At 67.9% G+C, this 25,622-nt stretch carries 28 protein-coding genes and 1 tRNA gene; 11 read left to right on the forward strand and 18 right to left on the reverse strand.

Features of this window, described 5'->3' with window-relative positions; all coding sequences use genetic code 11:
• Positions 1-112 precede the first annotated feature (112 nt).
• The 4 genes from ASD79_RS04450 (at position 113) to ASD79_RS04465 (ending at position 2,383) form a co-directional block, all read left to right on the forward strand.
• Entirely contained in the window at positions 113-910 is a 798-nt protein-coding gene (locus ASD79_RS04450) for a DUF4198 domain-containing protein (protein ID WP_056719795.1), read from the forward strand.
• Between the two features lie 11 nt (positions 911-921).
• On the forward strand, positions 922-1,383 hold the full coding sequence (locus ASD79_RS04455; RefSeq protein WP_056719796.1) for a hypothetical protein: 462 nt from the start codon (positions 922-924) through the stop codon (positions 1,381-1,383).
• 213 nt (positions 1,384-1,596) lie between these two features.
• Entirely contained in the window at positions 1,597-2,043 is a 447-nt protein-coding gene (locus ASD79_RS04460) for an SRPBCC family protein (protein ID WP_056719797.1), read from the forward strand.
• Positions 2,030-2,383 carry a helix-turn-helix transcriptional regulator gene (locus ASD79_RS04465; RefSeq protein WP_056719900.1) on the forward strand — a complete coding sequence of 118 codons (354 nt, stop codon included), beginning with the start codon at positions 2,030-2,032 and terminating at the stop codon, positions 2,381-2,383. The genes ASD79_RS04460 and ASD79_RS04465 overlap by 14 nt, the downstream gene beginning before the upstream one ends.
• Here ASD79_RS04465 and ASD79_RS04470 read toward each other — a convergent pair.
• The 4 genes from ASD79_RS04470 to ASD79_RS04485 all read right to left on the reverse strand — a co-directional run bounded on the left by ASD79_RS04470 (position 2,380) and on the right by ASD79_RS04485 (position 7,192).
• Positions 2,380-4,695 (reverse strand): xanthine dehydrogenase family protein molybdopterin-binding subunit, encoded by a 2,316-nt coding sequence (locus tag ASD79_RS04470; protein ID WP_056719798.1) that lies wholly within the window; start codon positions 4,693-4,695, stop codon positions 2,380-2,382. The two genes, ASD79_RS04465 and ASD79_RS04470, sit on opposite strands and share 4 nt — an antisense overlap.
• Positions 4,692-5,180, reverse strand: coding sequence for a (2Fe-2S)-binding protein (locus ASD79_RS04475; RefSeq protein WP_056719799.1), 489 nt, complete (start codon positions 5,178-5,180; stop codon positions 4,692-4,694). The genes ASD79_RS04470 and ASD79_RS04475 overlap by 4 nt, the downstream gene beginning before the upstream one ends.
• Positions 5,181-5,187: 7 nt before the next feature.
• Positions 5,188-6,477 (reverse strand): cytochrome c, encoded by a 1,290-nt coding sequence (locus ASD79_RS04480; RefSeq protein ID WP_056719800.1) that lies wholly within the window; start codon positions 6,475-6,477, stop codon positions 5,188-5,190.
• Between the two features lie 304 nt (positions 6,478-6,781).
• Positions 6,782-7,192, reverse strand: a complete 411-nt coding sequence (locus ASD79_RS04485; RefSeq protein ID WP_056719801.1) for a GreA/GreB family elongation factor — start codon at positions 7,190-7,192, stop codon at positions 6,782-6,784.
• Positions 7,193-7,723: 531 nt separating this feature from the next.
• Between ASD79_RS04485 and ASD79_RS04490 the strand changes: the two genes are divergently transcribed.
• Entirely contained in the window at positions 7,724-8,215 is a 492-nt protein-coding gene (locus ASD79_RS04490) for a hypothetical protein (protein ID WP_156400355.1), read from the forward strand.
• Positions 8,216-8,246: 31 nt separating this feature from the next.
• On the opposite strand, the gene ASD79_RS04495 is transcribed toward ASD79_RS04490, so the two are convergent.
• Positions 8,247-8,336 (reverse strand) — tRNA-Ser (locus tag ASD79_RS04495).
• Positions 8,337-8,488: 152 nt separating this feature from the next.
• Between ASD79_RS04495 and msrA the strand changes: the two genes are divergently transcribed.
• Genes msrA through ASD79_RS04510 form a run of 3 tightly spaced genes read left to right on the forward strand, consistent with a single transcriptional unit; the run spans position 8,489 to position 9,972 of the window.
• Positions 8,489-9,142, forward strand: a complete 654-nt coding sequence (msrA, locus tag ASD79_RS04500) for a peptide-methionine (S)-S-oxide reductase MsrA (RefSeq protein WP_056719803.1) — start codon at positions 8,489-8,491, stop codon at positions 9,140-9,142.
• A 15-nt stretch (positions 9,143-9,157) separates the two neighbouring features.
• Positions 9,158-9,628 carry an SMI1/KNR4 family protein gene (locus tag ASD79_RS04505; protein WP_162252332.1) on the forward strand — a complete coding sequence of 157 codons (471 nt, stop codon included), beginning with the start codon at positions 9,158-9,160 and terminating at the stop codon, positions 9,626-9,628.
• Positions 9,625-9,972: an MmcQ/YjbR family DNA-binding protein gene (locus ASD79_RS04510; RefSeq protein ID WP_056719805.1), complete on the forward strand. Its 348-nt coding sequence runs from the start codon at positions 9,625-9,627 to the stop codon at positions 9,970-9,972. The genes ASD79_RS04505 and ASD79_RS04510 overlap by 4 nt, the downstream gene beginning before the upstream one ends.
• Here the strand turns inward: ASD79_RS04510 and ASD79_RS04515 are convergent.
• From ASD79_RS04515 to ASD79_RS23705, 5 genes are all read right to left on the reverse strand, one after another.
• Complete coding sequence (locus tag ASD79_RS04515) at positions 9,969-10,703, reverse strand: DUF599 domain-containing protein (RefSeq protein WP_056719901.1); 735 nt, start codon at positions 10,701-10,703, stop codon at positions 9,969-9,971. The genes ASD79_RS04510 and ASD79_RS04515 overlap by 4 nt on opposite strands.
• Before the next feature lie 74 nt (positions 10,704-10,777).
• On the reverse strand, positions 10,778-12,220 hold the full coding sequence (locus ASD79_RS04520) for an MFS transporter (RefSeq protein ID WP_056719806.1): 1,443 nt from the start codon (positions 12,218-12,220) through the stop codon (positions 10,778-10,780).
• Between the two features lie 132 nt (positions 12,221-12,352).
• The gene (locus ASD79_RS23115) at positions 12,353-12,508 is read right to left on the reverse strand and encodes a DUF3309 family protein (RefSeq protein WP_082584793.1); all 156 of its coding nucleotides are present in this window, start codon (positions 12,506-12,508) and stop codon (positions 12,353-12,355) included.
• A 102-nt stretch (positions 12,509-12,610) separates the two neighbouring features.
• Entirely contained in the window at positions 12,611-12,985 is a 375-nt protein-coding gene (locus ASD79_RS04525; RefSeq protein WP_056719807.1) for a VOC family protein, read from the reverse strand.
• Between the two features lie 125 nt (positions 12,986-13,110).
• Positions 13,111-13,293, reverse strand: a complete 183-nt coding sequence (locus ASD79_RS23705; RefSeq protein ID WP_156400356.1) for a hypothetical protein — start codon at positions 13,291-13,293, stop codon at positions 13,111-13,113.
• A 97-nt stretch (positions 13,294-13,390) separates the two neighbouring features.
• Between ASD79_RS23705 and ASD79_RS04530 the strand changes: the two genes are divergently transcribed.
• Positions 13,391-16,015, forward strand: a complete 2,625-nt coding sequence (locus ASD79_RS04530; protein WP_056719808.1) for an ATP-binding protein — start codon at positions 13,391-13,393, stop codon at positions 16,013-16,015.
• Here the strand turns inward: ASD79_RS04530 and ASD79_RS04535 are convergent.
• The 5 genes from ASD79_RS04535 to ASD79_RS04555 form a co-directional block, all read right to left on the reverse strand.
• The gene (locus tag ASD79_RS04535) at positions 16,012-16,425 is read right to left on the reverse strand and encodes a DUF983 domain-containing protein (RefSeq protein ID WP_056719809.1); all 414 of its coding nucleotides are present in this window, start codon (positions 16,423-16,425) and stop codon (positions 16,012-16,014) included. The genes ASD79_RS04530 and ASD79_RS04535 overlap by 4 nt on opposite strands.
• Positions 16,426-16,724: 299 nt before the next feature.
• Positions 16,725-16,859, reverse strand: coding sequence for an entericidin A/B family lipoprotein (locus ASD79_RS04540; protein WP_056719810.1), 135 nt, complete (start codon positions 16,857-16,859; stop codon positions 16,725-16,727).
• A gap of 294 nt (positions 16,860-17,153) precedes the next feature.
• On the reverse strand, positions 17,154-19,271 hold the full coding sequence (locus ASD79_RS04545) for an acylase (RefSeq protein WP_056719811.1): 2,118 nt from the start codon (positions 19,269-19,271) through the stop codon (positions 17,154-17,156).
• Positions 19,272-19,390: 119 nt separating this feature from the next.
• Complete coding sequence (locus tag ASD79_RS04550; protein WP_056719812.1) at positions 19,391-19,954, reverse strand: hypothetical protein; 564 nt, start codon at positions 19,952-19,954, stop codon at positions 19,391-19,393.
• Between the two features lie 64 nt (positions 19,955-20,018).
• Positions 20,019-20,201: a hypothetical protein gene (locus ASD79_RS04555; protein ID WP_056719813.1), complete on the reverse strand. Its 183-nt coding sequence runs from the start codon at positions 20,199-20,201 to the stop codon at positions 20,019-20,021.
• Positions 20,202-20,317: 116 nt separating this feature from the next.
• Here ASD79_RS04555 and ASD79_RS04560 point away from each other — a divergent pair, with 116 nt between their 5' ends.
• Complete coding sequence (locus ASD79_RS04560) at positions 20,318-21,118, forward strand: DUF3883 domain-containing protein (RefSeq protein ID WP_056719814.1); 801 nt, start codon at positions 20,318-20,320, stop codon at positions 21,116-21,118.
• 215 nt (positions 21,119-21,333) lie between these two features.
• Positions 21,334-22,179 carry a DUF3883 domain-containing protein gene (locus ASD79_RS04565; protein ID WP_235524318.1) on the forward strand — a complete coding sequence of 282 codons (846 nt, stop codon included), beginning with the start codon at positions 21,334-21,336 and terminating at the stop codon, positions 22,177-22,179.
• Between the two features lie 9 nt (positions 22,180-22,188).
• On the opposite strand, the gene ASD79_RS04570 is transcribed toward ASD79_RS04565, so the two are convergent.
• From ASD79_RS04570 to lepA, 3 genes are read right to left on the reverse strand one after another with little or no spacing between them, the layout of a single operon-like run.
• Positions 22,189-22,812: a glutathione S-transferase family protein gene (locus tag ASD79_RS04570; RefSeq protein WP_056719815.1), complete on the reverse strand. Its 624-nt coding sequence runs from the start codon at positions 22,810-22,812 to the stop codon at positions 22,189-22,191.
• Positions 22,812-23,672 (reverse strand): nucleotidyltransferase domain-containing protein, encoded by an 861-nt coding sequence (locus tag ASD79_RS04575; RefSeq protein ID WP_056719816.1) that lies wholly within the window; start codon positions 23,670-23,672, stop codon positions 22,812-22,814. Before ASD79_RS04575 ends, ASD79_RS04570 begins: the two co-directional genes overlap by 1 nt.
• Positions 23,672-25,480: a translation elongation factor 4 gene (lepA, locus tag ASD79_RS04580; RefSeq protein ID WP_056719817.1), complete on the reverse strand. Its 1,809-nt coding sequence runs from the start codon at positions 25,478-25,480 to the stop codon at positions 23,672-23,674. The genes ASD79_RS04575 and lepA overlap by 1 nt, the downstream gene beginning before the upstream one ends.
• Between the last annotated feature and the right edge of the window lie 142 nt (positions 25,481-25,622).

Consider the following 25,622-nt stretch of genomic DNA (forward strand, 5'->3'; position numbering starts at 1 on the left):
GCGTCGAGCTACGGCCATCTCCCGCCTCGGTCAAGCTAAATGCAATTGATTCTCAGAATCATGAGCAATACACAGTGTGGCGACGCTTTCGCACCGACTCCTGGAGACCGCCATGCGCCGCTCGATCCTTGCCGCCACCTTGCTGGCCGGCGTGACCCTCGCCGGGGCGGCCACCGCCCACTCGCCCTACCTGCTGCCCAGCGCCTTCGACGTCACCGACCGCAAGCTGGTGACCGTGCAGGGTTCGTTCACCGAAAGCTTCTTCAGCCCCGAGGTGGTGATGAAGTCCGACGCCTGGGCGGTGGTCGGTCCCGACGGCGTGCGTCGGCCGCTGACGGCGACCAACCTGCGCGAACTGGCCCTGGTCGAGGTCCCGACCGAGACGGCCGGCACCTATCGCGTCACCACCGGCCAACGCACCGGCCGCACCGCCAAGGCCGTGCTGGTCAAGGGCGAGTGGGAGTTCCTCGAGGACCCGACCAAGGCGCCGGCCGGGACGACCCCGGTGGACATGCAGAGCCTGACCCTGGCCGATGTCTATGTGACCCGCGGCGCGCCCAATGCCGCGGCCCTGGCGCCCATTGGCAAAGGTCTCGAATTCGTGGCCGTCACCCATCCCAGCAGCATCTTCACCGGCCAGGACGCCAGGTTCGTGGTGTTGTTCGACGGCAAGCCGGTGAAGGGCCAGGCCGTCACCCTGCACGCCGGCGACGACCGCTACGCCGAGACCAAGGCCCCGCCGGTCAATCTGGTCAGCGACGACCAGGGCCGCTTCACGGTCAAGGTCGAGCGCTCGGGCGTCTACCAGATCCAGGCCCGCTATCGGGTCGCGCCCCAAACCACCGGGGCGGCCACCAACGCGACCGGCCACAGCTACACCTACGCCCTGACCTTCGAATCCCTGCGCTAAGGACCCGTCCCATGAACATCAAGATCGCCCTCCTGGCCGCCGCCACGCTCTGTGTCGCCGCCCCCGCCTTCGCCGCCTCCCACGCCCGCGACACCTTCATCAAGGAGCAGGACACCGGCGGCGACGGCTCGGTCAGCAAGGAAGAGTTCAAGGCCGGCCGCGAAAAGCAGTTCGCCGGCATCGACGCCGACAGGAACGGCGCCCTGTCGCACGACGAATATGTCGGCGAGTTCACCGCCCGCCTGACCAAGCGCCTGGCCGCCTCGACCGACACGGCCGAGAAGAAGGAAGAGGAGCGCCAGCGCCAGACGCGTCAGGCCGAGGTGCGGTTCGGCGTGCTCGACACCGACAAGAGCGGCGGCATCACCCCGGCCGAGTTCGAATACTCCGGCTGGCGGATGTTCGTGACCCACGACACCAACAAGGACGGCGCGGTGTCGGCGGCGGATCCGGTGACGGAAGAGCAGGACTAGCTACCCCAAAACACCGCTCATCCCGGCGAACGCCGGGACCCAGATGGAATGGCTTTGAGGCTGACGCCAAGGACTCTGAGCCCTTCCAATCATCCACACCGCTATGGGATCTGGGTCCCGGCGTTCGCCGGGATGAGCGGGTTTATTGGGCAACTTAAGGGTTGCTTATCTGATCCTGCGGAGTCACAAACAGGCAACCAGGAGGTTGCCATCATGTCCGATCGCATCGAAAAGACCATCGACCTGCGCGCGCCCATCGAGCGCGTCTGGCGCGCCATCACCGACTTCAACGAATTTGGCCAATGGTTCCGCGTCAAGCTGGACGGGCCGTTCGTCGCCGGCCAGCCGTCGACCGGCCACATCACCTATCCCGGCTACGAGCACCTGGCCTGGCAGGCCCAGGTGGTGACCATGGACCATCCGAGACTGTTCTCGTTCACCTGGCATCCCTACGGTGTCGATCCCGACATCGACTATTCCAAGGAGGAACCGACCCTGGTCGAGTTCAAGCTCGAGCCGATCGCCACCGGCACGCGCCTGGTCGTGGTCGAGTCCGGCTTCGACAAGGTGCCCGCCTATCGCCGCGAGGAAGCCTTCCGGATGAACGACGGGGGCTGGGCCGAGCAGATCAAGAACATCCAGGCCCATGTTGAATCCTGACGTCGGCAAATCTGGCGCGGGGTGGGCCGACCCCGCGCCGATCTTCGCGGCCCTGGGCGACCGCACGCGCCTGTCGCTGCTGATGAAACTCAGCGACGGCGATGCGCGGTCGATCGCCAAACTGTCGACCGACACCCTGCTGACCCGCCAGGCCATCACCAAGCACCTGCGCGTGCTGGAAGGCGCCGGCCTGGTGGCCAGCCTGCGGGTCGGCCGCGAAAGCCGCTTCGCCGCCCGCCGCGAGACGATCGACGAAGCGCGCGCCTATCTCGACCGGGTGTCGGGCCACTGGGACGACGCCCTGGCGCGCCTGAAGACCTTCGTGGAGCCGGCGGGCTAGGCCGGCTTGCCCGCCGCCAGGGCCAGGCGCACCGCCTCGGGCGTGATCGGGATGTGGCGCAGACGGACGCCGACGGCGTTGAAGATGGCGTTGGCGATGGCCGGAGCGACCACTGTCGTGGCCGGCTCGCCCAGGCCGACCGGGACCTGCGTGCTGTCGACGAACTGGATGTCGAGCTCCGGCGTGTCGGCGATGCGCAGCGGCGTGTAGGTGTCGAGGTTGACGTCCTTGACCTGGCCGTTCTCGAACGCCGTGCCCTCGTGCAGGGCCATGCTCAGGCCCCACAGCGCGGCGCCCTCGGTCTGGGCCCGGGCCCCGTCGGGGTCGACGATCGTGCCGGCGTCGGTCATCATCGTCAGCTTCTGGACCGTGACCACGCCGGTGGCGCGGTCGACGTGGACGCGGGCGGCGCAGGCCACCCAGGTGGGCATGTCGCGCTCCTGGCCGAAGCTGGTGGCCAGGCCCAGGCCGGTGTCCTTGGGCAGGGATTGGCCCCAGCCGGCGGCCTGGGCGGCGCGGCGCACGACCTCGGCCTGGCGCTTGGCCCCGCCGACGGTGCTGGCGTCGCTACCGGCGTTGGCGCCCGCGCCGGTCAGCAGCTTCAGGCGCAGGGCCACCGGGTCGGTCTTCAGGTGGTGGGCGGCCTCGTCGATGAAGCTTTCCAGCGCCCAGTTGGTCCAGCCCGGACCGACCGAGCGCAGCCAGCCGGGCCGGAACGTGCTGTTGGCCAGGTCGTTGTTGATCGCCCGGACCTTGTGGGCCCCGACCTCGTACCAGTGGTCGGCGCCGGAGATGGCGAAGGGGTCGTAGGCCACGCCGTTCTTGCCCTTGGGCATCAGGGCCGGGGCGTTGGCCAGGGTCGGCCAGCCGGCGGCGGCGTGGTGCTCCATGGCGGTGATCGCGCCGGCCCCGTCGAAGGCCATGCGCAGGGTCTGGACCGAGGGCGAGCGGACGGAGTCGAAGCGGACGTCGTCCTCGCGGGTCAGCACCATCTTCACCGGCTTGCCCAGGGCCTTGGCCGCCAGGGCGGCGGGCACGGCGTAGTCGCCGTTCAACCGGCGACCGAAACCGCCGCCCAGCATGTAGGTGCGCATGACGATGCCGGTCTCGGCCCGGCCCAGGGCCTTGGCCAGGGTCGGCAGGATCAGGCTCTGCCACTGGTTGCCGGTGTGAATCTCCATCACCCCGTCCTTCTCGAAGGCCAGGGCGTTCAGCGGCTCGAGCTGGAAATGCAGGACGGTGGCGGCGGTGTAGGTCTGTTCCAGCACCGACTTGGCGGCCTTGAAGGCCGGGGCCGGGTCAGCGGTCTTGGTGTCGAGCAGGGCGCCGCCGTCGGCCTTGGCGATCAGGGCGGCGGCATGGTCCTGCAGACCCTTTTCCGAGACGTCCGCGCCCGGGCCGGCGGCCCATTTGACCTTGACCAGGTCGGCGGCGCGAATGGCGGCGGGATAGCTTTCGGCGATCACCATCACCCAGCCGGGCACGGTGTCGGACGGGTCGTCCAGCGTCAGGCAGCGCAGGTAGCCCTTGACCTTCCTGGCCGCGCCGTCGTCGACCGACAGCACCTTCGACCCCTGGCGGGTGGGCGGCAGCTTGGGCCGCGCGAACACCATGCCCGGGACCTTGGCGTCGATGCCGTAGATCGCCGTGCCATTGGTCTTGGCGGCGATGTCCAGGGCCTTGCCCGGCTTGCCGATCAGCTTGCGGTCGGCCGCCGGCTTGATCGGCAGCTTGGCCAGCTCCTCGGGCGTGAACTGGCGGGCGACGCCGCCGCGCTTGACGATGTCGCCATACGAGATCGACCGGCCGCCGACATGCACCATGCCGTCCCGGGCCGCGCCGCCGGCCGGCGACACGTTCAGCAGCTTGGCCCCGGCCTCGACCAGGGCGATCCGTCCAGCCGCGCCGGCCTGGCTGAAGATCGGGAAGGTCTGCCACACCGACCAACTGCCGCCGGTGACCATCAGGCCCCATTTGGGATCGGTGTCGACGTGGACGATGCGCACCTTGTCCCAGGCGACCTCCAGCTCGTCGGCCAGGATACGGGCCAGGGCGGCGCCGATGTGCTGGCCCATCTCGGCGCGTATGATGTTGACCGTGACGATCCCGTCGCCGTCGATGGCGAACCACAGGGTCGGCTCGAACTGGGGGCCGGTCTTGGCCATGGGCGCGCCGCCGGGCGCGGCGGGGTCCATCGCCGCCTCGACCAGGGCCGAGAAGCCGAAGGCCAGGCCCGCGCCGGTCGAGGCGACCAGGAAATTACGACGCGACAGGAAGCTTCCCTGTTCGCCCTTGGGCGGCAGCCGGCTCACGACTTGCCTCCCGACGTGCTGAGCGCTTGGCCGCCCATCGCCGCGGCCGCCTGCTTGATGGCCGCCCGGATGCGGACATAGGTCATGCAGCGGCAGAGGTTGCCGCTCATCGTCGCGTCGATGTCCTGGTCGGTGGGGGCGGGGAAGTCCTTGAGCATCGCCGCCGCCTGCATGATCTGGCCCGACTGGCAGTAGCCGCACTGCGGCGTCTGCAGGTCCAGCCAGGCCTGCTGCACCGGATGCTGGCCGGCCGGGTCCAGGCCCTCGATCGTCGTCACCTCGGCCCCGTCGACCGCGCCGAGCGGGGTGATGCAGGACCGTGTCGCCCGGCCGCCGACATGGACCGTGCAGGCCCCGCACATCCCGATGCCGCACCCGAACTTGGTGCCGGTCAGGCCGATGTCGTCGCGGATCACCCACAGCAGGGGCGTATCCTCGTCGGCGTCGATGGAGACCGCGCGACCGTTGATCGTGAACTGGGTCATGGCTGGGTCACTTTCCCTGCGCGCGGATCGCCGCGACCTTCTTTTCCAGGTTCGGCCAGGCGGGCTTGTCGGTGCGGGTGGCGCGCAGATAGGTCGCCAGCCGCGCGATGTCGGCGTCGCTGAGGCGGTCGAAGGCGGGCATCACCACGCCCGGCGCGCCCTCCCTGGCCCCGACGCCATGCAGCACGACGCGGACCAGGTTGGTCGGGTCGTCGAGGTTGACCGCGCTGTTCAGGGCCAGGTCCGGCCGCAGCGGGGCGGGCTGGCCGGCTCCGTTATAGTGGCAGGACGCACAGGCGGCGGTGTAGAGCCGGGCGGACGGGTCGGTCTGCGGCCCGACGTTCAGGCGATCGGCCGCCGCCGCCCGTTGCAGGGCCGGGGCGAGGCTGGCGGCCCGGCCGGCCGCGCCGTCGGTGTCGGCGAAATAGACCGCCAGGGCCCGGATGTCGGCGTCCGGCAGCTTGGCCAGGCCGTCATGGACCACCGGCGCCATCGGGCCGGCGGCGACACCGTGATAGTGGCTGACGCCGGTGCGCAGATAGGCCACCAGCTCGGCCCGGTCCCACGGGGCCGGCGAGGGGTTGGCGGCGGTCAGGGCCGGAGCGATCCAGTTGTCGATCGCCGCCCCGGCGAAGGCCTTGTCGCGCTTCTCGGCCCCCAGGGCGCCGCGCGGCGTGTGGCACGCGCCGCAGTGGCTGACGCCCTGGGCCAGATAGGCCCCGCGGTTCCACTCGGCGCTCCTGGCCGCGTCCGGCTCGAAGCGGCCCGGCCGGAAATACAGCAGCTTCCAGCCGGCCTGCAGCGCCCGGATGTTGAGCGGGAAGGCAATGCCGTTGCGCCTGTCGGGGGCGACGACCGCCGGCCGGGTCATCATATAGGCGTAGAGGGCCGAGACGTCGGCGTCGGTCAGCTTGGTGAAGTGGTCATAGGGGAAGGCCGGCAGCAGGTGCGAACCGTCGCGGGCCACGCCCTGGTGCATCGCCCGCCGGAACGCGGCCTCCGACCAGGTCCCGATGCCGGTCTTGGCGTCGGGGGTGATGTTGGTCGAGTAGATCGTCCCGAAGCCGGTCTGCATCGGATAGCCGCCGGCGAACGGCTGGCCGCCCTTGGCGGTGTGGCAGGTCGAGCAGTAGCCGGCCCCGGCCAGGACCTCGCCGCGCGCCACCAGCGCCGGCGAGAAGCCGGAGGCGGCCGGTGGGGTGATCTTTCCGATGGAGGGGCGCCAGGCGAAGGCGGCGAAACCGACCATCGCCACGACCACCGCCGCGAGCAATCCGACGAGGAGACGTTTCAACACGGCGCCACTCCCGGCGGTCCCGCGTGACGGCTGGCGCGTCAGCAACAGGGCCAGATGCTCATGAGCTTGAGATCAAAACCGGGGTGGCGCAAGGCTGGCGGGCGACTTGCGAGTCGATAGCGTCTGGGGTGGCCGGGCGCGTTCTGTCGCCTTCGGCGAGCGCCCTGCGTCCTTCGAGGCTTCGCTACGCTACGCACCTCAGGATGAGGAGTGTTGTTGCTGAATTCCTCATCCTGAGGCGCCCTCCAGAGGAGGGCCTCGAAGGACGTACCGCGCTTCCCGATCTCAACGGTCCGGACCTGTTCTAGGCCTTGATGGCCAGGACGCGGACGCCGCGCGCCCGGCCCTCGGGGTCGGTCCACTGGAAGGTCTCGCCGGCGGTCATGCCGACCAGGGCGGCGCCCACCGGGGAGAGCACCGAGATGCGGTTGTCGTCGATGCTGGCGTCGCGCGGCAGGCTGAGGCGGACCTTGCGGGTCTGGCCGTTGGACAGGTCCTGGTAGTCGATGGTCGAGCCGATGCGGGCGAACGGGCGCGGCGCCTCGCCGGGCTCGACGATCAGGGCGCGGGCCATCTCCTGCGCCAGCACGCGGCCGCCCGGCGCGCGGCCGGCGGTGGCGTCGGCCAGGTTGGAGAGGATCTCGAAATCGGCCTCGGTCACATAGATCGTGGGGCGGGCCTGGGGGGTAAGGGTTTGAGTGGAAACGGTCGTCATGTTGGCTTTCTAGGTTTGGCTTGAGCCTGGACCGGGGCTTCTTCTGGAAGGCGGGTCCGTGAAGGCTCGATAAGGCGCGCGCCCTGTGGCGCGAGCATTTCGTCCGATCTGGGGCTCTCGAGGAAAGAACACGGCGCTTTTCGTCAGGATCAAGCGCGGCGTGAGCCGGAGCCGACCGTCTAGCGGTCGATCCTGGAAAGACGAGCCATGTGGAGTTTCAATGTCGCCCCGAGTTCTGGTTTGCGCATGGCGCGAACTCGGGGGTCAGAGGCCTTTGATCAGGCGTCCGGCGCGGTTCAGTCCATTCGAAAAGATCATGAACTGGCGCATGGTGACTGTAAGATGGGGGCTGGGGCCGCCAATGTCAAATCGGGGCGCCGCGGCGAGGCCGGCAAGCGGCTCCATGCGGCGGCGAGGTGATCGGCGGCTCAATCCCTGGGGGCGAGATCGCGAGGGTTGAGTTTCCGGCTTCTAACGACCTGGCTTCCGGTCTAGCGTCGGAAGCCAAGAGGCGGGGTTGGGGGCATGGCCGTGAGAAAGATTTCCACCCTTTTGGCGCTTGTCGCCGCGTGCTGGCTGTCGGCGTGTAGCGGCGACGTGCGCTCGACCAAGCTGACGCCGGAATTGCTTGAAGACCAGGCCAAGCTGCAGCGCGTCGTCAACCGCCTGGAGCCTCAGGAACGTAAGCTCTTCGCGCACTATCTGATGAACCGGACGGTGATGGCCAGCCCGCTGGGCGCCATGGGCTCGACCTTGGTGACATCGGAAGGAAAGGACCCCGCGACGGTCGGCGAGGCGATCGAGGTGGTCCGCCGGGCGGACGACCTCAGCGCAAGGCGTGACGTGTTGATCAAGGAGCGGGACGCCAAGGAAGCCGTCCTCGACGCCAAGCGAAAGAAGCTGAACGATGTCGCCGAGGCGGCGGGATGGGCGTCCAAGGAGGTCGACGCCGCGAACGCGGTCATCGACGAGATCAAGGCGATGCGCCAGGATTACGACGCCCGCATCGCCGCGATCAAATAGCGCCGGAGGGAAGTTGGGGCGGATGGAGCGGTGGCGGTGAGAGAGGGATTCGAACCCTCGTTAGGCTTTCACCTAAACACGCTTTCCAAGCGTGCGCCATCAACCACTCGGCCACCTCACCATGCGCACCAGATGTAGAAGGCGGTTGAAGCCCCCGACGCAGGAAGGGGCGCAATATACTCAGGAAGGTTGCGGGCACAAGCCGCCTTGCGGGATGAAACGTGGCCGCCGGCGACTTATATTGACCGGTGGGTTGCTCATCGAGGCCAGGCCATGCCGCTGACCAGGAAAACCCTGGACCTGCCGACCGTCGACACCGCCCTGCCGGGGCGCGCGGCCGCGATCCCGACGGCCCGGACCCACTTCGTCAACGGCCATCCTCTGAAGGGGCCCTATCCCGACGGGACGGAGATCGCGGTGTTCGCCATGGGCTGTTTCTGGGGCGTGGAGCGGATCTTCTGGAAGATCCCGGGCGTCCATGTCACCGCCGCCGGCTACGCGGCGGGGATCACGCCCAACCCCACCTATCAGGAGGTCCGCACCGGCCGCACCGGCCACGCCGAGGTGGTGCAGGTGGTGTTCGATCCGCGGTCCGTCAGCTACGAGACCCTGCTCAAGGCCTTCTGGGAAAACCATGATCCCACCCAGGGCCCGCGCCAGGGCGGCGACGTCGGCGCGCAATATCGTTCGGGACTCTACGTGACTTCCGACTCGCAGGCCGCGGCGGCGGTGGCCAGCAAGGAGGCCTATCAGCAGGCCCTCGACGCCCAGGGCCTGGGCGACATCACTACCGAGATCGGCGCGGCCGGACCGTTCTATTTCGCCGAGGCCTATCACCAGCAATACCTGGCCAAGAATTCCGAGGGCTATTGCGGCGTCGGCGGAACCGGTGTGGATTGCCCAATCGGCGTAGCCGTCGAGGCTTGACGATTGGAGCGCCGCTTGTCCCTCGAACGATTCATTGAAAAGTGGACGCACGAAGACTATCCGCCGGAGAAGGTCTCCGGGCCCGGCCTGGAGGCCGTCGAGGCGCGGTTCGGCTTTGTCTTGCCCGGGGACTACCGACAGGCGGTCCTGGCGCACGGCCTACCCCGGCCGACCATCGCGCTGCTCGACGGCATCCTGGCGGCCGACCTGGATTTCCCCGACGTGTCGGACTTCCTCGCGCCCGAGGAGATCGTCCGGCTCACGGACGATTGGCGGGGCGGCGGCATGCCGGACCACCTCGTCACCTTCGCCCACGATTGCGGGGGCAACCTGTTCTGTTTCGACGCCGGGCCCGGCGCGGATCACGCGACCGTGTGGTTCTGGGACCATGACGACGGTAGCGTGACCGTCGCCGCCGACAGCTTCGCGACCTGGATCGAGCGGTTCTGTTCGGTCGAACCCGCGGGAGACGACTTCGAGCCATGACCCCCGAAGCCTTCGACGCCGCCGCCATGGCCCTGCCGGGCGCGACCATGACCATCCAGTGGGGCGACGACCACGTCTACAAGGTGGGCGGCAAGATGTTCGCCGTGATGGGCGGGGCGGTCGGTCGCAACGGCTTTTCGCTGAAGGCCTCGGACGTGGCGTTCGAGGTGCTGAGCGAGACCGGCCGGGCCACGCCGGCCCCCTATCTGGCGCGGGCCAAGTGGCTGCATTTCGACGACATGGCCTCCCAGGACGACGCCGAGGTCGCCGACTGGCTGAAGACCGCCCACGGCCTGATCGCCGCCAAGCTGACCCGGAAGGCGCGGGCGGAGCTGGGGCTCTAAACCGCTTCCTCGTCCTTGGGCAGGTGCGGGCCGGTGATCACCGGCTGGCGCTCGAGGATCTCGCGGATCTTGCGCACGGCGGTCGAGGCGGCGCTGCGGCGCTGGCGCCAGAGCAGCAAGGCCATGGCCCCGCCGGTGGCCACGCCGAAGGGGATCGGGCCCAGCACCCAGGCCGCCGCCGCCAGGGCGAAGTAGTAACCCCGCACCCCGGCGTTGAAGGCCGAGAGGGCCGGGTTGAGGATGCCGCCGGCGGCCTCGGCATAGTCTTCCAGCACCGCGCGCGGCGCCCACATCGGCGTCGCCCCGATGGCGGCCAGGCAATAGTTCATCTGCCGGATCGCCCAGATGAAGTCGAGCAGGCCCCGGGCCAGGGCGATCAGCACCAGGCCCAGCTTGATCTGGAACAGCTGCGACGAGGCCGGCGCCAGGCCGGCGATGTCTTCAATGCTCTTCCAGGCGCTGTCGCCGCCGAACAGCACCCCGGCCGCGGCGGCGATCAGGATCAGGTTGGATGAGGCGAAGAACGAGGCGGAGTTGATGGCGTGGCCCAGAAGCTGGCCGTCCAGCAGGGCGACCTCGCGCACCGCCATCTCGGCCATCCACCGCCGGCGGATCACCGTCATGTCGGTGTTGATGACGTTGCGCGCGTGACCCAGCCGCTTCAGCAGCGGTTCGTAGAACAGCCAGCAGAAGATGAAGAACGTCAGGACGACGATGTCGAGGATCGGCAGGGGCAGGGACGGAAGGTGCATGGGGCGAGCTTAGGTCTGGAACGAGAGTCGGTGAAAGGGGTGTGTGACCGGTATCAGTCCTCGAGGATCAGGCTGTGCTTGCCGGTGTCGCGTAGCAGCAGCGCCACGACCAGGCCGACGGCCATGATCGCCGACACATAGAGGTAGAAGCCGCTTTCCATCCCCTCGCGCTTGAACCACAGGGCGACATATTCGGCCGTGCCGCCGAACGCGGCGTTGCCGATGGCGTAGGGCAGGGCGACGCCCAGGGCGCGCACATGGGTGGGGAACAGCTCGGCCTTCACCACGGCGCTGATCGAGGTGTAGCCCGACTGCACGACCAGGGCGGCGAAGATCAGGCCGAAGGCGATCAGCGGGCTGGCGGCCTTGGCGGTCAGGGTGAACACCGGCCAGGCGATCAGGGCGCCCACCCCGAAGGCGAAGACCAGCATGGTCTTGCGCCCCAGCTTGTCCGACAGCCAGCCGAACAGCGGCTGGATCAACATGAAGCCGGCCAGGGTGGCCAGGTTGATCGCCCCCGCCGTCGCCTTGGAGAAGCCGGCGGTGTTGGTCAGGAACTTCAGCATGTAGGTGGTGTAGGCGTAGAAGGCCAAGGAGCCGGCGGCGGTCAGGCCGATGATCGCCAGGGTCTGCTTGGGATGGCGCGAGACCAGCGGCGCGGCCAGGGCCACATAGGTCAGGAGCAGCAGCACCACCGACGCGCCCTGGGCCGCGCCGGCGAAGCTCCAGGCGGTGAAGCCGACGATCATCGCCGCCACGGTGAGCAGCAGCAGGCCGCCGACGCTGGCCACCTGCCGGGTGCTGATCGGGTCGTGCCGGGTGACGTTCTGGTGCGAGACGCTCTCTTCGATGCCGGTGCGGATCCAGAACACCACCACGGCCAGGGCCGCGCCGACGAAGAACGGGATGCGCCAGCCCCAGTCGGCCAGCTGCTGTTTGTCCAGGGTGTTTTGCAGGATCACCAGCACCAGGGCCGCCACCAGCTGGCCCATGATCAGGGTCACGTACTGGAAGCTGGACCAGAAGCCGCGGCGCTGCTTGCCGGCCATCTCGCTCATGTAGGTGGCGCTGGCCCCGTATTCGCCGCCCACCGACAGGCCCTGCAGCAGGCGGGCCAGCAGCAGGATCACCGGGGCGGCGTCACCGATGGTGGCGTGGCCGGGGCACAGGGCGATGACCAGCGAGCCGGCGCACATCAGCCCGACCGCCAGGGTCAGGCCGGCCTTGCGGCCCTTGCGGTCGGCATAGAGCCCCATCAGCCAGGCGCCGACCGGGCGGGCCCCGAAGCCGACGGCGAAGATGGCGGCGGTCTGCATCAGCTGGGCGGTCTGGTCGCCCTTGGGGAAGAAGACCTTGGCGAAATAGATCGAGAAGGCGGCGTAGGCGAACCAGTCGTACCATTCGACCAGGTTGCCGGCCGAGCCGCCGAGGATGGCCCGGGTGCGCCGCCAGGGGCTCATGGGAGCGAGAGCCGCCGGCATGGTGGTGTCGGTCATGTTGCCCCCGCGACTCTGATCTTGCCGCGACCTTAGGCGAACATCGATCGCCAAGGAATGGGGCGAGGCGACGAGAGCGGGAACGTGCGCGTGGTCGGGGACACACGCATGCGTGTGTCCCCAGGGGTGTCGCTAGATCCTGCCCAGCAGCACCAGGATGATCAGGATGATCAGAATCAGGCCCAGGCCGCCGCTGGGATAGTAGCCCCACGAGCGGCTGTGGCCCCAGGCCGGCAGGGCGCCGACCAGGGCCAGGATCAGGATGATGATGAGGATCGTGCCAAGCATGTCCACGTCTCCTTTCCGTCCGGACACTTCGCGCGCCCGAGTTCGGAAAAGGGAAATGCGAGGGGCGCGGCCAAGGTTCCGGCCGCGCTCAGGCCCCGATCGTCAGCCGAACCTGTAGCCGCAGAGCTTGTTGCCATCCAGGTCGCGGAAATAGGCGAAATAGACGCCCGGCATCCGCTCGCCCGGCGCGCCCTCGCACGTCGCGCCCAGCTCCAGGGCCTTGGCGTGGAAGGCCGCGACCTCCTCGACGCTGTCGAAGCTGAAGCCGCCCATCGACCCGTTGCCGATACAGGCCGGGTTGCCATCATACGGCCCCAGCACGCCGAACAGCCCCGTGCCCTTGCCGCGATAGAGCCGGCCGCCCGAGGCGTGCTCGTGCACCGACGCCATGCCGATCGAGCCGAGCAGCGCGTCGTAGAAGGCCTTGGCCTCTTCGAGCCTGTTGGACCCCACCGTGAAATAACCGACCTTGGCCATGCGCCGTCCTCCCGTGCGTTGTTTTGCCGAACGCTATCACGTCGGGGAGGGGAGGCAACGCCGAGCCGCCGGACACGCCGCGAAGGCGGGGCGCGCGCTCCCCGCTTTCGCCACGGGCCCGTCGGCTATTTCGCGTCGTCGGAGGGCGGCGCGGGCGCCTTTGGCTTGGCATAGATTTTATGCGCGGCGACAGCTAACGTGAAATACAGGCTCGCCGCGATGACGTGATGAAAAGGACAATCGAAGAGCGCGTTGATCCCGAGGACTGCGTGGACGCAGCAGTAAGTCCGAACAAGTAGATTGTGCATTTGAACCTCCACCTTGCACGGGGAGCTTCTTCGAAGAGGGGGCAATCTAAACCCGTCTGAGGAGGACAGATCCCGGACAACAATCGGACAACGGAACGTGCGGGACGTCAGCGAACACGCCAAAGCCGTGCGGTATGAGCGCCTGATCGAGGTCATGGAAGGGCTCGATTGGCCCGTGGCGCGAGAGCCCTTCGCCATGGCTCAGAAATTGGCCGTGGACCGCCTCCATCGACTGCCGGAGACCGTCCCGGCCTATCGAGGCCTGGAGACGATCGTCGGGTGGCGACCGGACACGATCAGGACAAGCCTTCAGCGCGGGCGGCTGTTTCGCGAGATGCTGGAGCTGCTGTGCGAGATTTTCGCGGCGCGTGACACGCGGCCCGATTTCACGGCCGCACAGAAAAAGGAAGCGTACTTTCAGTTCGTGATGAACGCCGTTCCCTTGGACTGGGACCGGCCCGTCGAAGTTTTTACCCCGAATCCAAGGTCGATCTTTCCGTTCAACGACGCGACAGCGACCCCGATCGGCGAGGCTGACGGGGACCTCTTCTTCAATGCCGTGCGTCAGGGCATGGGGGCGCCCGCGAAGGACTGGGACATCCCCAGGTTTGGATATGGCGATACGCTCCGGTCGCGGTTGTCGAAGACGCCCGCCGACCTCGCGCCCTGGCACGTCCACTACATCGGAGGGCGGTCCGGCAGCGGCAAGACGGTGCTGCTCGATCGGATCGCCTTCGACGCGCGTGAAAACGGCCTCTCGGTATTCACATGTGGGACGGCCCATGTGGATCCGCATACGTTTTTCGAAAGGCTGAACGGCGCGCTGGCGACGGCGGCCAGCCGGGTCGTCGTTCTGTTCGACGACGCTCACAGGCTTGAAGCCCGCGGAGTCAGCCTGGCTGAACTGGCCGGCATGCGGCCACCGGTATCCGGGCAGCAGGTGACGTTGGTCCTTGCCGCGAACTGGCAGACGCAGGCCCACGCTCTGCCCTTGCATCTCGCTCCCGAGGAGCGGGCGCGAAGCCTCGACACGCTGTCCAACCTCACCGACGGTGAAATCCAGGCCTTCGTCAGCAAGATCTGCTGGGCGGAGCGAACCGGCGTCATTCGATCCGTCCAATGCATGGTGCCGGAAAGCGAGCGGGCCGGTCTGCTGACCGATAGCCGTGAGCGCCTGATCCTGCTGGCGCTGCTGAAGCTGCGCTACGCGCGGAATGTCCGCGAGGCGCTCGGGGAGGAATTCCTCGCGATCGGAGACGGCAAGGCCAAGGAATTCTATGCGCAGATCGCGGTCATGGACGCCTTGGGATGCCCCCTGCCGCGCGTCGCGCTGAGCGCGTTGCTTCCTGACGCGCCGCAGGCGGCCAGCCTGCTTCGAACCATGACCTGGCTCGAAGGGGATCGCATCCACCTGCGGCATCCGCTGCTGGTCATCCCGACCATCGATGTCGTGTGCCCGGACGTTGACGCGCGACCGGACCTCCTGTGCGCCATCCTGTTGAGCTTGAATCGCGGTGGCCGCGCCGAACGAATGGTGTTGCTTGAATATTTCACCAGGGAGCGGATATCTCAGGCAATATTTCGATTCTTTAAGTATCGTAAAGATTTGATCAAATCCTATATGGATGTCCTGTTCGACAATATGGAGGAGTTCATTCAGTCGGAGCTTGGTGCGCAGTTGTACTGTCACCTGGGGATCATCGAGAAAGACATTCTCCTGAAATTCGAGGAGGCGGCCTATTGCTTCGAAGACGCGCTGAAGGTCGACGAAAACAACGTCTACGCGGCCAAGCAACTCGCGTGGGCCCTGCTCAAGGCCGGGTGGGAGAGGGAGGCCGAGGCGCAGGCGCGTCGCGCCGTGCAGCAGCACCCCGAGGAGCGCGAGCTCGTGTCGGATTGCGCGTTCATCATGTCCTGGTGCACGTCCGAGGGGTTCGAGGAGGCCACGCGGCTCTATCGGGACCTCATGGCGCTGTATCCGGACGACGAGGGGCTTCGCCGGCGCTGGACGAGACATGCCGAGGCCGCAGCCGTCGCGCAGGCGTCGAAAGGGGCGTTCAGCGACTATCAGTACCAGGAAATGCGGGCGCCGGCGTTCATCTGGCGCGTGCGGCGTCACGCGATGAAGCAGTACAAGCGCGCGTTGTTCGGCAGCCTGGCGGGCGCCCTGCGGGAGGCCGACGTCAGCGTCGGCCTTCTCGAAGAAGCCTCCCTCGTCAAGATGGAGGGTTCGGATGGCGCCTTGCGGGGTCTGCTCGAGGCGAACCTCGGAAGGCGCCTCTACGAGCGCTGGTATCACGACCAGGAGCCCATCGACCTGGCGGAGATAGAGCGCCACTTTCGGGAAGGCGTCCGGCTCGCGCCCCAGGAGCCGTTCGCACACCTTTGGCTAGGCACCTTCCTGAAGGAGGCGCGCGACGACTACCCGGGCGCGAAGGCGGCCTACGAGGCGGCGCGGGCGGCGGCGAAGGGGTTCCGCATACCGGACGTGGTCGAGCATCCGATGATCCTGAACAATCTGGCGCTGCTGCACATGGACGCCGTCTACACCCAGCGGGAATCGCCAGCCGTCGGCCTGGCCCAGGCCAGGGCGCTTCTGGTGGCGTCCATCGCGCGCATGGATGAAAGCAAGTCTCGCTTCCGCTGGCCGATCGACACGCTGGCGCGGCTGGAAGGCATGGAGCGGGAGTTTGGCGTCGCCGTCGGCTCGGCCGAGGCCTAGCCGCTCGGGCAGTCCTCGGCCTTGCGCAGGCCGATGGCCCACAGGGCGCCGATCACCGCGCCCTTGACGCGGGGCAGCAGCACCAGGGTCAGGCCGGCCAGCGGCAGGACGGTCAGCGGCACCACCAGGGCCGGCGACATCTTCCAGATGAACGGGAACAGCAGCAGCGGGGCCACGAACAGGTGGCCGACGATCAGGATGGTGAAATAGGCCGGGCCGTCGTCGGCCGGATAGCGCGCCAGGTCATGGCCGCAGACTTCGCAATCCAGGTCGACCTTCAGATAGCGCGTGTACAGCCGGCCCTCGCCGCAGTTGGGGCAGCGGTGACGGACGCCGCGCTTCATGCCGGTCAGGACGGCGCCGGTCTTGGCGCGGTCGGGTTGGGCTTGAGGGGAGGGCTGCTCGTTCATTGGCGTGCATATGCTCCCCTGGAGGGCTCGGCGAAAGAGGGCGCACGGTCGCATGCGCCGTTTTGAATCAGGTTTCGTAGAGAAGAAGGCGCGAATGTCTAAGCATTCATCCGCAAGGCGAGCGAGTAGATCAGACGAATTTGGCCGGAATTAACCACAGGCGTTTCGCCGACTTGTGGGTAACTGACGGTCAAGGTTGAGGAATTGGCCGGCCGAGGCCGCCATGGGCGGACCCAGCTTAACTATAGCGAGGTTCGCGGACTCCGATCGACCGGAGTCCGCAACCCTTGGTCCTGCGACTATTTGGCGTCGCTGGCGGTGTTGCTGACGGCGCGGCCGGCGGCCGACACGTCGCGGCCGACGCCTTCGATGGTGTTGCAGGCCGAAACCAGCAGGGCGGCCGCGGCCGCGGTGAGGATCAGAATCTTGCGCATGGGGAGCTCATAGCTAGAGAAACGGCGGCGGACCTTAACCTCGTCGAGCTTGACCTTTCAAGCGACGACGCCTGCGGTTTCCCGCCAAAATCCGGCCGCTTCAAGGCCGTGGCGCGGCGCGCTGGGATAGAAACGCCGACGGCGCCTCATACCAAGTCGGTTGTCATCCCGGACAAGCGCGCAGCGCGCCGATCCGGGACCGGCGCGTGAACGCCGGCGCTTGCGGCGGTCCCGGATAACGGCTTCGCCGTTTCCGGGATGACAACGGGAGGGGGAAGCGGTGCAATTCGCGTCCTACCGCTTCCCTGGCCGGTAGTCCTCGTGCACATGCCCCTTCAGTTGCGCCTCGGTGAACAGCACCGGCTTGGTGCGCATCGTCGCGAACAGCGGGGTCTGGTCGGCATGGTGCGGCGAGGCCGCGTCCAGGGTGGCCGAGCCGAACTGGTGGATGCTGTCGGAACGCACCACGCCGTGTTTGTCCCAGTCGACGAACATGATGAAGGTGTCGCCGGCGTCGGCGGTCAGGGTTCCGTCCTTCTGGGGGACGCCCCAGACCGAGCGGTAGGTGTCGGCCGCGCCGTCGATCGGCAGGTCGACCTGGCCGCGCCGGATGCGGTTCACCTGGCCCCATTCCGGATCCAGCCGTCCGAAGCCCTTCTTCAGCGTGACGATCGCCGCCTTCAGGGTGTCGAGCGGGGCGGGGACCGGGTCGCCGTTGTTCTGGGCCACCAGGATCGGCTGGAGCATCAGCGAGGCCAGGGCCGCGGCGCGGTTGTGGACGTCGGTGCGGCGGTCCCAGCCGCGCAGGATGGCCTGGGCGGCCTTGAGATCGGCGTCGCCGCCCGGGTCGAGCGCCGTCACCTGCCTGACCATGGCCACCTCGGCCGACCGTTCGCTGTACGTGATGTCGAACTTGTAGCGACGGAACGCCGGATCGGTGACCGCGCGGTCGGCGCCGACCAGTTCCTGGACGCGCAGGGCGCGGTTGGTGACGTTGGTCTGCAGGCCCTGGCTGGCCGGGAAGTCGGCGGGCTTGAGGTTGTCGGCCGGATCGCTGGCCAGGAACGGGCTGTTGTTGGAGTTGTAGACATAGCCGGACCTGGGGTTCCACAGCTGTGGGATGGCCGAGGCCGGCCTGTAGCCCTGCCAGATCAGGTCGCCGCGGTCGCCCGGCAGGACGCCGCTCCAGTCCACGTTCATGGCGACGCCCTCGCGCCGGTTGGGGTACTGGCCGTTGTGGACGAAGCCGATGTTCCCGGCCCCGTCGGCATAGATGTAGTTCAGGCTGGGCAGGGCGTGGACGGCGATGCCCGCCCGCCACTCGGCCAGGGTCCGGGCCTTGTTCAGCCGCCAATACTGCAACGGCTGGCGGTATTCGCCCATGCCGGCGTAGCGCAGGGCATAGAGGCCATGCTTGGTCTCCAGCACCGGGCCGTGGACGCTGCGCAGGGCTGGCTTGGTCACCGGGATGACGATGGGGCCCCAGAGCTTCACCCGCATCTTCACGTCATGCCGCTGGAAGTCGCGCCACCGCCCGTCCAGCCGATACTGGTTCTTGTTCTTCGGGTTGATCACCAGGCGATAGGCGTCGAACAGGTCGGGCTTGGAGACCGTGTTGGCCCAGCCCAGGTGTTCGTTGTGGCCGTGCAGCATGAACGGCGCGCCGGGGAAGAAGCCGCCGGCCACGTGCCAGCCCTCGCCGCTCTCGACCACGGCCTCGTACCAGGCGACCGGGCCGGTATAGGGCTGGTGCGAATTGACCAGCAGGTGGGTGACGCCGTCGGCGGTGCGCGACGGGGCGACGGCCAGGCCGTTCGAGCCCTTGGGCGGCTCCTTCTGGGCCTCTTCCGGCGCGTTCAGGTGCTTGAGCTCGCCGTCCAGGCCGTAGAAGAACGGCTGCTTGAACACGAAGCCGGCCAGCACGTCCTTGCCGGTCAACGGCAGCAGGCCGGGCGTCACGGCCTTGGGATGCTGGGCGGCGTAGAGGTTGACCCCGTCGGCATAGGCCTCGAGCAGGGCCCGCAGGTCGGCCGGCAGCCTGGGATAGCCGGCCTCGACCGTCGGCCAGACGTCCAGCAGGCCGACCAGATAGTCGGTGACCGCCGCCTTGGGCCCCGCCGTGCGGGCCAGGGTCCCGCGGGTGGCCAGCACCACGCTCTGGATGGTGGCGAAGTCGTCCTCGGCCTGGGCGTAGGCCAGGCCGAAGGCGGCGTCGGCGTCGCGGACCCCCAGGATGTGCGGCACGCCCCATTCGTCGCGGCGGACGCGCACGTCATAGGCCTCGGCCCGGGCGATCAGCGCCTCGGTGTCGGGTTTCGGCGGTTGGGTGGCGAGGTCCAGCCCGACCAGGCCCAGGACGGCGACGACCGCCAGACAGGCGACGGCCAGCAGGCCTCGCAAGATCCATCGCATGACGTTTCGCCCCGTACCGCTGTTTTGCGACGATGATGGGCGCGGATCGCCTCCAGCGATAGCCGGACCTTAGGGAAGGCGGCGCGCGCCCGCGGCCGCGTGATGCCCCTCGCGCCCGATCAGGGCTTGGCGGTCGCCAGGCGGGGCGCTTCCTCGACCGGCATGTCGATGTCGCCCAGCCCCGCGGCCTTGATGGCGTCGCGCAGCTTGGTGACGGGGTCGCCGGCCAGGGTGGTGAAGGACAGCTCGCTCGGCTCGGCGCGGTTCTCGGCCAGGTTGGCGAAGCCGCCCGCCGTCGCCCCGGCGCTGGGAGCCTTATTCAGCGACACCGCATAGGTCTTGCCCGGCAGGGTCCGGCACAACAGCACGAAGGTCTTGGCGTCGCTCAGCAGGCGCGGGGTCTTCAGGCACTCCGGCGCCTCGCCGCCGGCCCCAGGGCCGTAGGAGAAGTCGCGGGGCGTCATCTGTTGGTCGAACACCACCTTGAGCACCAGCACCCCGGGGGCGACCGCCTCGCCGGCGGCGGGCCAGGTGGCCGTCACCTTGGGCTTCTGGGTCGGCGGCATGACGGTGACCGGCGAGACGGGCGTCGGCTCCTCACGCGGCTTGGCCGTCTGGGCCAGGCCGGGGCCGGCGACCAGGGTCAGGGCGAGGAGGGGCAGGGCGAGGAGGGGAGCGCGCATGAGCGTCACCGTGCCGCCAAAGCGCGGCGTTCTCAAGGCCGGCGTGGGGGCGCCATGGGGGCCTCTACCGCGTCAACCAGGGCTTGCTCTTGCTGCTCGACGCGGCGGCCGCGGCCTGTTCGCGCTGGAACTTGCCGCCGCGCGGCGGCTTCGGCTTGGCGGCCAGGGCGGCCTTCTTCAGGCGCAGGGCGCGCTGGATCGGGGTCTCGCCGGGAACTTCGGGGGGATCTTCAGGCTGGTCGGTCATCCGCGCCTTCTAGCACGGTCGGCGAGGACGCGCCTCCCTCGCGCGCGCCTTCTCCGGCGACAGGTCCGACGCCGGACCATCTGGCGCCGACTCTCCGCCTGGGGCATCGTCGCCGCGTGGGCGATTTGGCGATCAACGGACGAACCTGGAACGAGGCCGAGCAAGACCTGGTGGTCGGCGACTATTTCGTCATGCTCGACAAGGCGATGACCGGCCGGCCCTACGATCCGGACAACCATCAGCGGGCCCTGCGCTTCGTCACCAACCGATCGGGCGGGGCGATCACCTTCCTGCAGGGCGAGATCTCGGCGATCCTGTCGCTGATCGGCCTGCCCACCCTCAAGGATCATCCACCGCGCCGCGACTTCGGCGACAGCCTGGTCGACGCCGTCGACCGTCACCTGTCGATGCGCCCGGCCGTGCTCAAGGACCTGGCCCAGCCGCCCGCCCTGCTCGGCCGCACGGCCGCGCCCGTCCTGGCCGAAGGCGCGCCGCCCCGCCCCGCGCCGACCCCGCCCGGTGACCGCGCCCAACGGCTGATCGCCCGGTTCGACCCCGCCGAGCGCGACCTCGAGGCCCGGATGCTGACCCGGATCGGTGTCGCCGCCGCCCTGGCCTACGAGCAGACCCGCCTGGCCGAGCGCGGCCGCCCCGACCTCGCCGCCGAAATCCGCCTGGCCCTGCCGCCGGTCGACGAGGGCTGCGACCTCCTCAGCTTCAGCCGCACCGGCGCCCCGCGCCGCATCGCCGTCAAGACCACCACCGGCGGCCCGGCCACGCCCTTCCGCCTGACCCCGGCCGAGGAAGCCCTGAGCCGCGACCAGCCTGGCGCCTTCGTGGTTTACCGGATCTACGACGTGGCCCGGGAGGCGCGGGTGTTCCGGGTGCGAGGGGCGGGGGAGGCGGCCGAGGGGTAGGGTCCCCTTTTTTACTGTCATCCTCGGACTTGTTCCGAGGACCCCTGTGTCAGCTGCGCCATCGGTTCGAAGGGGCCACGAACCTCGCCGCACTCCCCTCCACGTTCTTCGCGGTTGAAGCAGAGGTCCTCGGAACAAGTCCGAGGATGACGGGCGCTGGGGGCGAGAGCCGTCTCTGGCTTCTCAATGTTCGCTAAAGGTGACACGCTTGAAGCGTGGCGGATCAGAACCTCATCGGTAAGCCTTGGGGCGAGACGGAACTCGACCTCATCGTCGCTGACCATTTCGCTATGCTTGCCGCACAGTTGGAGAACCGCCGCTTCGTCAAGGCGCATCATCGTGCGGCCTTGATGCAGCATGTCGACCGAACCAATCGATCGGTCGAGTTCAAGCATATGAACATCTCGGCGGTGCTGACCGAACTCGGGCACCCTACGATCCAGGGCTATAAGGCTAAACATCACTATCAGGACGCCTTGGTCGATGCCGTGGCGAGATACTTGGCCGTCAATCCGCAGACTCTGGACCTAACTGCGTTAGCTCCTGTCATCGACGGTTTTTCAGAACCGCCAACTCTGTTTGAGACGCCTCCACCGCCTATTAGCATCAAGTCCAAGTCGCGCTCTGCGCCGCTGCAGCGGCTGGTTCGCAAGTTCGACCCCGTTGCACGGGACTTTCGCAACCGCGCTTTGGGCAAGGCCGGAGAAGAGGCGGTCTTCTTTGCTGAGCAGCAGCGTCTACGGGACGCTGATCGGGTCGATCTCGCCCGCAAGGTCCGCTGGACCGCTCAGGAGGACGGCGACGGCGCAGGCTACGACATTGCTTCCTTTGATCCCTCGGGCTCTGAGCGTTTGATCGAAGTCAAGACGACCAACGGCGCTCAGACCACGCCGTTCTTCCTGACGCGCAACGAGGAGGCGCTGTCGCGTGAACGGCCCGCCGAGTTTCGTCTCTATCGCCTCTATGATTTCGCAAGGGCGCCCAGGCTTTTCATGCTGACGCCTCCCCTAGGGGAGCACGTGGTACTGGAGACGGAGACTTGGCGCGCAGGGTTCGGATAACTGTCTGCGTTACGGCACGTTTTCCCGCGCCCAGGGCCCGAACGCCGGCCGTTGTCTCAGCCGTGCGTAATAGGCCTCGACCGCCGGCAAGCTCACCCGATCCATCGGCGTCTTCAGCCAGCGGTGGACCGACAGGCCCAGCACCACGTCGGCCAGGGTGAAGTCGTGACCGGCCGCGTGGGCGCCGGTCGCCTGAAGTTGCCCCTCCAGGATCGCCATCGCCGCGTTCCAGGCTTCGACGCTGGCGGCGATCCGCGTGGCGTCGTCATGGCCCGGCATGCCGCGCGCCAGGGCGTTGAAGGCGTAGGTCCAGGTGGTGTTGAGGTCGGTGGCCTGCCAGTCCATCCACTGCTCGACCCCGGCGCGGGGCCGGGGCTCGACGGGCAGCAGCAGGCCGTGGCCGTAGCGGGCGGCCAGGTAGCGGCAGATGGTGTTGGACTCGTAGAGCGCGCCCTGCTCGTCGATCAGCACCGGCACCAGGCCGTTGGGGTTGAGGGCCAGGAACTCGGGGCTGCGGGTCGAGGCGAAGCCCATGCCCCAGTCCTCGCGCTCATAGGCCAGGCCCAGTTCGTCGCAGGTCCAGAGGACCTTGCGGACGTTGAGGGACGAGGTGCGGCCGAGGATCTTGAGCATCAGACGGGCTCCAGTAGGGGCGTAGCAGTACGCCGCGCGGAGCCCAGCCTAAGCGTGGTGGCTTCGAACAACGCGTCGGCGGCCGAGCGCGCTTGGTCCGTCACCGGCCGTCGTTCGAGACCGTCCAGCGCGGCTGCCTTCTCCAATTCCTCTCGGACGAACGCGAGGATTGATGCGGGCATGAGGCCAACGCCCATTTCGCGACTGACGGCCTTTTGCGCCATGAGGTCGTCGATCAGGTCGCGAACTTCCTGCGAAAGATCGCCTTGGCTAACGAGGGTCGGAAAATGCATCGGTGGCAGGGTGCGGTCTGGATGCAGCCTCAGCCAGCGGAGTGCGGCCGTAGGGCGAAGAGCATAGAAGATCTTCTTGAGCGCGACGTTCTGCGGTTCGGCCAGGTGTCGGGCTACCTGCCGCTGTCCCAGGTGAAGATAGTGCGAAGCTAGGCGGGCGCGATCGGTGAACCGTTCAGCGAAGGCCAGAAGATCGTCTCGAAAAACGGGGTCAGCAGAATAGACGATCGGCGATTGCAGCCACTCGATGACCACGGCGTTGCCCTTCAGCGCCAGTCTAAGCGCCTTGGACAAGTCCCAGCCATTGACGTCAAGCTCGTCAGAAATAGGCCGCTCGATCACGTCGCGGCGCGGCCAGATGGTCAGATGGTGTCGGGCCGGGCGCACGTAGATGAAGCGGCAATCGTAGTCGCTGTCCGGTGACGGAAAGCCCCAGGCGCGACTGCCGCTCTCGATGGCGAGCGGAATGTCCACGCCTTCTTCCTGGCGAATGGCCGCCAGCATCGCGTCCACCCCGGCCACCGCCGCAGGCGACAGGTCGTCGGGGATGGCGCGAAAGACCTCCATCAATCCCCGTCCATCTTCAGCGCCGCGATGAAGGCTTCCTGCGGGATCTCGACCTTGCCGAACTGGCGCATGCGCTTCTTGCCGGCCTTCTGCTTGTCGAGCAGCTTGCGCTTGCGACTGGCGTCGCCGCCGTAGCACTTGGCGGTGACGTCCTTGCGCAGGGCCCGCACGGTCTCGCGGGCGATGATCCGGCCGCCGATCGCCGCCTGGATGGGGATGACGAACATGTGCTGCGGGATGAGCTCCTTCATCTTCTCGCACATGCCGCGGCCCCGGCTCTCGGCGCGGTCGCGGTGGACCAGCATCGAGAGGGCGTCGACGGGCTCGGCGTTGACCAGGATCGACATCTTGACCAGGTCGCCGGCCTTGTAGTCCTCGATCTGGTAGTCGAACGAGGCATAGCCCTTGGAAATGGATTTCAGGCGGTCGTAGAAGTCGAACACCACCTCGTTGAGCGGCAGCTCATAGACCAGCATGGCGCGGTTGCCGACATAGCTGAGCTCGCGCTGCACGCCGCGGCGGTCCTGGCACAGCTTGATGACGCCGCCGAGATATTCGTCCGGGGTGAAGATCGTCGCCTTGATCCACGGCTCGAGGATGGCCTCGATATGCATCGGGTCGGGCATGTCGGCCGGGTTGTGGAGCTCGATCTCCGTCCCGTCGCGCATCTGGATCTTGTAGACCACCGAGGGGGCGGTGGCGATCAGGTCGAGGTCGAACTCGCGGGAGAGGCGCTCCTGGATGATTTCCAGGTGCAGCAACCCCAGGAACCCGCAGCGGAAGCCGAAGCCGAGGGCCGCTGAGCTCTCCATCTCGTAGGTGAAGCTGCCGTCGTTGAGGCGCAGCTTGCCGACCGCGGCGCGCAGGTCCTCGAAGTCGGCGGCGTCGACCGGGAACAGGCCGCAGAACACCACCGGCTGGACGTCCTTGAAGCCGGGCAGGGCCTTTTCGGTGGGCTTCTTCTCGTCGGTGATGGTGTCGCCGACGGCGGCGTCGGCCACTTCCTTGATCTGGGCGGTGATGAAGCCGATCTCGCCGGGGCCGAGGCTCTCGACAGGGGTGTTCTTGGGCTTGAAGACGCCGACCCGGTCGATCAGGTGGGTCGAGCCGTGCTGCATCATCTTGATCTTCTGGCCGGCCTTCAAGCGGCCGTCGATCACGCGGACCAGCACCACGACGCCGAGATAGGCGTCGTACCAGGCGTCGACCAGCAGGGCCTTGAGCGGGGCGTTCTCGTCGCCCTTGGGGGCGGGCAGGCGAGTGACGATGGCTTCCAGCACCTCGTGGATGCCGACGCCGGACTTGGCGCTGGCCAGCACGGCGTCGCTGGCGTCCAGGCCGATCAGATCCTCGATCTGGGCGCGCACGCGCTCGGGCTCGGCGGCCGGCAGGTCGATCTTGTTGAGGACCGGGACGATCTCGTGGTTGTTGTCGATGGCCGAATAGACGTTGGCCAGGGTCTGGGCTTCCACGCCCTGGCTGGCGTCGACGACCAGGATCGAGCCCTCGCACGCGGCCAGGCTGCGGCTGACCTCATAGGCGAAGTCGACGTGGCCGGGGGTGTCCATCAGGTTGAGGACATAGGTCTGACCGTCGTCGGCCTTGTAGTCCAGACGCACGGTCTGGGCCTTGATGGTGATCCCGCGTTCCTTCTCGATGTCCATGTTGTCCAGGACCTGGGCGGTCATCTCACGCGCGGTGAGGCCGCCGGTCTCCTGGATCAGGCGGTCGGACAGGGTGGACTTGCCGTGGTCGATGTGGGCCACGATGGAGAAGTTGCGGATCAGGTGCAGGGGCGTCGAGCTCATGGCGCTGCGTCTAGCATATTTGCGACGTTTCGCGAGGGTAGTTCCTCCCCCTGTGGGGGAGGTGGCGGCGCAGCCGACGGAGGGGGGAGTGATCCGCAGCCCGATGCCTTCCCCCCACCGGCGCTTCGCGCCACCTCCCCCA

The sequence above is a fragment of the Caulobacter sp. Root655 genome (assembly GCF_001427665.1).
Lineage (GTDB): Bacteria > Pseudomonadota > Alphaproteobacteria > Caulobacterales > Caulobacteraceae > Caulobacter.